The organism is Gottfriedia acidiceleris, assembly GCF_004138285.1.
Classification (GTDB): Bacteria; Bacillota; Bacilli; order Bacillales; family Bacillaceae_G; genus Gottfriedia; species Gottfriedia acidiceleris_A.
Genome location: NZ_SCFN01000043.1, coordinates 1 through 6,270 on the forward strand (window position 1 = coordinate 1; position 6,270 = coordinate 6,270).

The following is a 6,270-nucleotide window of genomic DNA, read 5'->3' on the forward strand; positions in this document are numbered from 1 at the left end:
GTACCTACTGCATTTTTATAATGCAGTACTTTTCATTTCATTGTATTATTAATTTTATACAAAATTTTGTACGGTTTTATCTTATTACACAATATTAATAATTAGAGGGGAGGATTACTTATGAAAATCGTTGAAAAAAATAACATAGCCACTGATATATATAATGTTGCTATTTACTTACGAATATCTCAAGAAAAGAAGGGCGAAAATGCAGACACATTACTTAATCATCGAACTATGTTAATCGAATATGCTAAAGAATGCGGATGGGCATACGATCTGTATCAAGAAGTATTAAGCGGGGGTAAGTCAGAGTTAAGTGAACGTCCGCAACTTCAACGAATGTTAAACGATATAGAGCAATACGACGGAATATTGGTGGTAGAATTAAGCCGTATAAGCCGCAATGGACTGATCAGCGAAAAGGTGTTGCAGACATGTGTAGATTATAATAAGCCAATCATTACAAGAGAACGGATTTATGATTTGGCGAATAGTCAATCTGACGTATTAATGTACCGTTTTGGAAGTTTAATTGCTTCACAAGAACACTCTCTAATTGGTGCTCGTAGTAAAAATAATAAGTTATCAATGGTTAAACAAGGTATGCACGTTAGTGGTACTGTACCATATGGATATAAACGAAATAAGGATACTAAACGGTTAGAAATAGATGAGGGAAGTGCAGATATTATTCGCTACATATTTAAGCTGCAAAATGAGGGGTTAGGTAGTTATCGTATACGAGATACCCTTAATGCAGAAGGATATAAAAGTGCGACAGGTAAAGCATTTAACTTACCTAGTATTAGACGTATCATTCGTAATCCAGCTTATAAGGGGATGGTTGTGTTTAATGATCGTAAGCGAGTTAAACAGAATGGTAAATATGTATATGTAAACGTCAATACGATAGAAGTAGAAAATGCACACCCTCCAATTGTTAGCGAAGCGGATTGGGAAAAGGCTAACGGTATTCGAGACGCCAGGGCTGAAACGGCAAAGATTATAAGAGAACGACCTAGCTCTGTAACAGGAGTAACCATTTTAAAAGATTTATGTTATTGCCATAACTGTGGTAGAAAGCTAGTGATTTGTAAAAACAATAGAAATGAAAGTTATTACATTAAAGGGTGCGAGTACTTAATGGAAGATGGTACAAAATGCCCCAATATGGGTATAAATGTTATTTATGTAGAAGAGTTGGTAATGGAGGAAGTAAGTAAGTTAAGAGGTGATATAGAACTAGAAATTGAACTACTACTTATGAATGATACCACTGATTTAACAGTTAATTTAGAAGAACAGTTAATCCATATTAACGGGAAGATAGAAGAACAAAAAAAACAGTTTAATAAATTAATTGAATTAGCTATTAGTGGTGTTTTCACAGTTAATGAAATAGCAAGTAAGAAGGAATCAATAACCGATACCATTGAATTACTTAATGCAGAACTTGAAGAATTAACTATTAGGCTAGCAAATACTAATACTGCAACAGTAACGGAAAAGTTATCTAATGTTTTAACCGTTTTGGATGATATTGAAAATGGGAATGCAGATCCTATGGAAATAAATACGCACTTAAAACGGTTTATTCGTAAGATATATTATAGCCGTATGCTAGATTCAGAGTTAAAATACCTATCCCCAAATAATCCTATACGTAGGAATGCACCGTTTGCGATTGAAATAGAATACCTTTGATAACATTTGTTAATTTTTGTTGTGATTTAGATGTTTTTCATTTTTCTTTGTAGATAAAAAATAAATAATAGTTAAGGAAATATCTTTAAAAAAGTTATTTCCTAGTAAATAGCCGAAACAAGCATTTCATGATTAAGGAAAAAGATCTTCAATTGCAAGTAAAATAAGTGGTACCGCATAACAAAAATACAGTATTGAAAAGATAGAGAAATTTGCTTGTTCTTATTCAACATAATGGCAGTTTAGTTGCATTAGAAAAGGTAAAACAAATATGTTTATAGAAACTTTATTTTAAAGTGTAATATAAAAATCAGGGGGATTGGGATGTATATTGATAATGAGTTGAAAATTAGACCAATAGTTGAAGCTGATTTATTTAAACTATGGACATTAACCTTTAAAGAAGAGTCACCCGAATGGAAAAAATGGGATGCTCCATATTATGAACATAAACCGATTTCGTATGAAGAGTATCTGGATAGAAAAGAAAATATACTAGATAAAGATAATCCAATGGTTATTGAAGTGAATGGGGATGTAATTGGAATAGTTAGCTACTATTGGGAGCATAAACCTTCTAATTGGCTTGAGATGGGAATTGGAATTTATGATCCAAACTATTGGAGTGGAGGTATTGGTACTAGAGCTTTAAAGCTTTGGATTAATCATTTATTTAATACATTACCTCTTGTGCGTGTTGGCTATACAACTTGGTCTGGGAATCATCGTATGATAAAAGTTGGGGAAAAATTAGGAATGACGATGGAAGCGAGATTAAGAAAATGTCGTTTGTATAATGGCACATATTACGATTCAATTAGGATGGGGATATTAAGGGAAGAGTGGGATGAAGTATGTTAATTAGAGAAATGATATGTTCTGACATAAAAAGCGTTAGGTTAATTGCAAGTGACACTTGGCGAGTTACATATAGTACGTTTATTCCCGAAGAGATACAAGCTCAAGTTTTAAAAGATGCTTACTCCAATGAGGAGATGGATCATAGGTTTAAATCTTCTCTTAATTTGATTGCAGAAAAAAACGAAGAAATTTTTGGATATGCTTTTTTCTCAGGGAATCTATCAGATAAAGATATATTTTTAGAGTCATTATATATTCATCCAGATCACCAAGGAAAAGGAATCGGTAAACAGTTAATGCTAACTGGACTTGCAAGATTTAAAGAACCAACTACGTTGTCTTTAACAGTGTATAAAGGAAATCCCAATATTTCCTTCTATGAAAAAGAAGGATTTAAGATAATCAAAGAAATTACTGGAGAGTTCTATGGACATCCAGTAGTTTTTATTATGATGAAAAAGAACCTACTCAATACGAATTAACAACAGTTTTTCATTTATTGCTTATTGAACTAAATGATGCGATAGTTGAACAATTAGCAAAAAAGGAACTTCCAAAGAAGTCCCTTTTTTTGCTAATGATATGTAACTTGAAATGAATAGGATTACAAGTCGAAAATAATTATCTAAAGGAGTTTCCTCTATATTTAAAGAATTATTGTTTTATATAGAAATTTAGGAGGAATCATCTTTTGACTACTAACAAAATATCTAAATACGAATTAATTATTAAGGCAATTGTTACATTAGCGGGGTTAGTCATTTTGCTAAATAGTGTTTCCTTTGGAGGTACGGCAGCAAGTCATTGGCTTGAAAGATACGGAGACAGTGATGTGGATTCATATATGACAAGACTTACAGCATACATACATATGTACCAAACGTTTGGCGCTGTTATGTTTGGAGTTGGATTATACTCTTTGTTACGCTTCAGAAAAGGAAATTAAGTTATATTTAAACCTGTATATTATTTAAAAATTTTAGGATATCTTATTGAACTACCATTTTTATAAAGCAATTAAAAAGTGTTCAGTATGGCTTGAAAAAGAGAATAAAAATGTTTCAAAGTAAAAATCCCTACATAAATAAATGTGGGGATTTCTTTTCATAATGAATACTATATACATAAAAAAAATTATTAGATAAATATGATAATACTAAATAGGAGGGACATATGGAACATTTTACAAAGAAACTTAAACAATACAAACTGGATGAATTGCTATTAAGGAATTCAATTATGTCACGTGAAATGATGTTAAGTGGGTTGAAAGGCGATGCTGTATTTAAAGCCGTTAGCTTTCAAAGCAATATAAAATATATTCAAGACTATTTTTTCTATATCACCCCATGGGAATTAGCAGATGTATCTTTTTATGCCATAAACAAATCAAATGATCATAAAAGTAAAGGAGTAAGTGACCATAATCACATATTGTTAATGAATGATTATAGGAGAGCTTCTGAAATAATAAGTAGTTCAGTTCTTGATGGTATTAAAGATGAGGATAAACTCTCTTATATATTAGTGGGGCATTCGCAAGAACAATTTTGGATGCAACATGTACATGAATTTATTGAAAGCTTTAATCGAAACTATGAGATATTGGAGCATGTAGATAATTTCGATATTGATGAAATTTTACTAGAGTAAGTGGGATGTAATTATAGCACGTATTTAAGAGTGGTTGTTCTTCTTTATCTGTTATCCACGAATTGTGTTGACTATACAAATATCCATACGATACTTTCGGAAAAAAGTGCTTTTCAATTAAAAGGTGAAGAAGTTCAAGCTGTACTTAATTACTATACAGGTGACTATACTTATTATCGTAATCAAATGGATAAAACATGTTTTTTGCAAAAACCATTTATTCAAACGCAATCAGGGAAACTAGTATTAGTGAATGTTTTTTATTTAGCCAAAATCATGAGCTACGGTGTTTATTGGATTGTAAGAAACTTTTATATGAAAAAGAAATCATCATTATTCATCAATGGGTTTGGTCATTATTTTGAAAAATATTTTGAAGAAGTACTACTTACTTATGTGGAATCGAATAGCATAACAAAAATAGAAGAGGATAATAAGATAAAAAGAGCAGATTGGCTAATTGAAGCGGATAAATACATTTTGATCATAGAACAAAAATCAGCATTAGCAAAGACAAGTGTCAAAAATATTACGCCAAATATTGACGATTTAGATCGTTTCCTAAAAAGGCTAGATGAAGGATTTGAACAATTAATATCAACAGAAGCACAATTTAAAGAACGTTATCCTAATAAAAGAATAGTGAAAATGTTACTTCATTACGAGGATTTGTTTGTTCCAGAATTATTAGAAGAACGAATAGATTCTAAATTTAATAGAAACATGGTTTTTCTAATACATATAAGCGAAATGGAAAAACTAATTTCTTTACTTGAGGACAATGAAGAACTTTTTAATCTAGTGATCAAGCAAAAAATTGAACTTGAAGAAAGTAAATCAATTCATGGTAGATCATTGGGTCAAATCTTAACTCAATTTGAGTGTTATTCAAATGATTATTTAAGGAAAAAGAAAAACAAGTATCTAAACATAAGCGAGGAAATTAAAGGGCGAATTAAAGAATAGTTTCATATTGTAAAAGAAGTATGGATAAATAAGATAAACCATGTAACTTTGCAAAAAGCGTAACTGTCCAAAGACATATAAGTCGGGAACCGAACAAATTGTTAAAGTACAAGAAAGTTTCAGACTAGACAACAAAGTATCATACTGACAAAGAAAGTTGTATACTGAACAACAAAGTTTCATACTGTGGTTTAATTTGAATTAAATTTGAAAAACTTAATAGGGAGTTGGGAATATAATGAACCATTTTGAAAATGAAAATATTCCAACAAAAGAAGATTTTCTTGTAAGTGAAATTGATGAGCGTGTTGTTATCAAAAAACCAATTAAATAAATATATTCAAAAAGGACCAATGGTAATCGCCATAGGTCCTTTTTGCATTTTAACATGGAATCAACTTTTTATCTTTTTTTCACTCACTTTTAAAATTGCAGTACAATTTAAGTGTATTCAAGAAAGATAAGATAGGAAAAACAAAATTTTATAAAAGTAATACTGGACGAATAGTACGCACTAGGTGAATAAAGCGACACAAACAAAGGAGATGGGAAATATGTCTATGGAAAGGTTAAAAAACTATCTAAAAGAAAATGGTGAACAATATTATTCTGAACTAAGTGGAAGAAATTGTGGCGTATGCAATGAAGAAGTTTCAATTTACGAAAGGCAGATAGGCAAACAAGAGTTTAACGGTGATATAACACCTTATCATATGAAATGTGAGTATGAGGCAAGGAAATTAGTACCTTGTGATGAGTGTGGTATACATCGTAAGTTTTGTAGTGAATGTAAAGAATGATGTGGCACTCTACGGTGAAAATACGCTATAAATCAAAGGAGATCTGGTTCAATTCCAGAACTTTTAAATCTTAGAGAATTTCATTCGAAAAGATTATGCTTCAGTTACTGAATAATGAAGGATTTTGACGTGAAGTCATTGAATAATAAGTGGAGGAATTCTTGAATTACGGTTGATCATTTGTACAAAGATTTTTTATAACCTTATTGAATTTCTAATTTATAAAAACCAAAATGGGGTGATTTTTTGAGTTCAACTTATAAAGGATTAGTAGAAATTGACC

7 protein-coding genes are annotated in these 6,270 nt (G+C 30.8%); all 7 read left to right on the forward strand.

The annotated features are described in order from the left end of the window. Nucleotides 1-120 precede the first annotated feature (120 nt). The 7 genes from EP747_RS23720 to EP747_RS23750 all read left to right on the forward strand — a co-directional run bounded on the left by EP747_RS23720 (nt 121) and on the right by EP747_RS23750 (nt 5,987). Nucleotides 121-1,707: a recombinase family protein gene (locus EP747_RS23720; RefSeq protein ID WP_129692447.1), complete on the forward strand. Its 1,587-nt coding sequence runs from the start codon at nt 121-123 to the stop codon at nt 1,705-1,707. A gap of 324 nt (nt 1,708-2,031) precedes the next feature. After that, a complete protein-coding gene (locus tag EP747_RS23725; RefSeq protein WP_129692448.1) occupies nt 2,032-2,568 on the forward strand; it encodes a GNAT family N-acetyltransferase in 537 nt (178 codons plus the stop codon). Beyond that, on the forward strand, nt 2,562-3,050 hold the full coding sequence (locus EP747_RS23730) for a GNAT family N-acetyltransferase (RefSeq protein WP_129692449.1): 489 nt from the start codon (nt 2,562-2,564) through the stop codon (nt 3,048-3,050). Before EP747_RS23725 ends, EP747_RS23730 begins: the two co-directional genes overlap by 7 nt. Nucleotides 3,051-3,259: 209 nt before the next feature. Further along, a complete protein-coding gene (locus tag EP747_RS23735) occupies nt 3,260-3,514 on the forward strand; it encodes a hypothetical protein (RefSeq protein ID WP_129692450.1) in 255 nt (84 codons plus the stop codon). A 227-nt stretch (nt 3,515-3,741) separates the two neighbouring features. Further along, the gene (locus tag EP747_RS23740; protein WP_129692451.1) at nt 3,742-4,221 is read left to right on the forward strand and encodes a hypothetical protein; all 480 of its coding nucleotides are present in this window, start codon (nt 3,742-3,744) and stop codon (nt 4,219-4,221) included. A 30-nt stretch (nt 4,222-4,251) separates the two neighbouring features. Further along, nucleotides 4,252-5,187, forward strand: a complete 936-nt coding sequence (locus EP747_RS23745; protein ID WP_129692452.1) for a hypothetical protein — start codon at nt 4,252-4,254, stop codon at nt 5,185-5,187. A gap of 554 nt (nt 5,188-5,741) precedes the next feature. Next, nucleotides 5,742-5,987, forward strand: coding sequence for a hypothetical protein (locus tag EP747_RS23750; RefSeq protein ID WP_129692453.1), 246 nt, complete (start codon nt 5,742-5,744; stop codon nt 5,985-5,987). Nucleotides 5,988-6,270 lie beyond the last annotated feature (283 nt).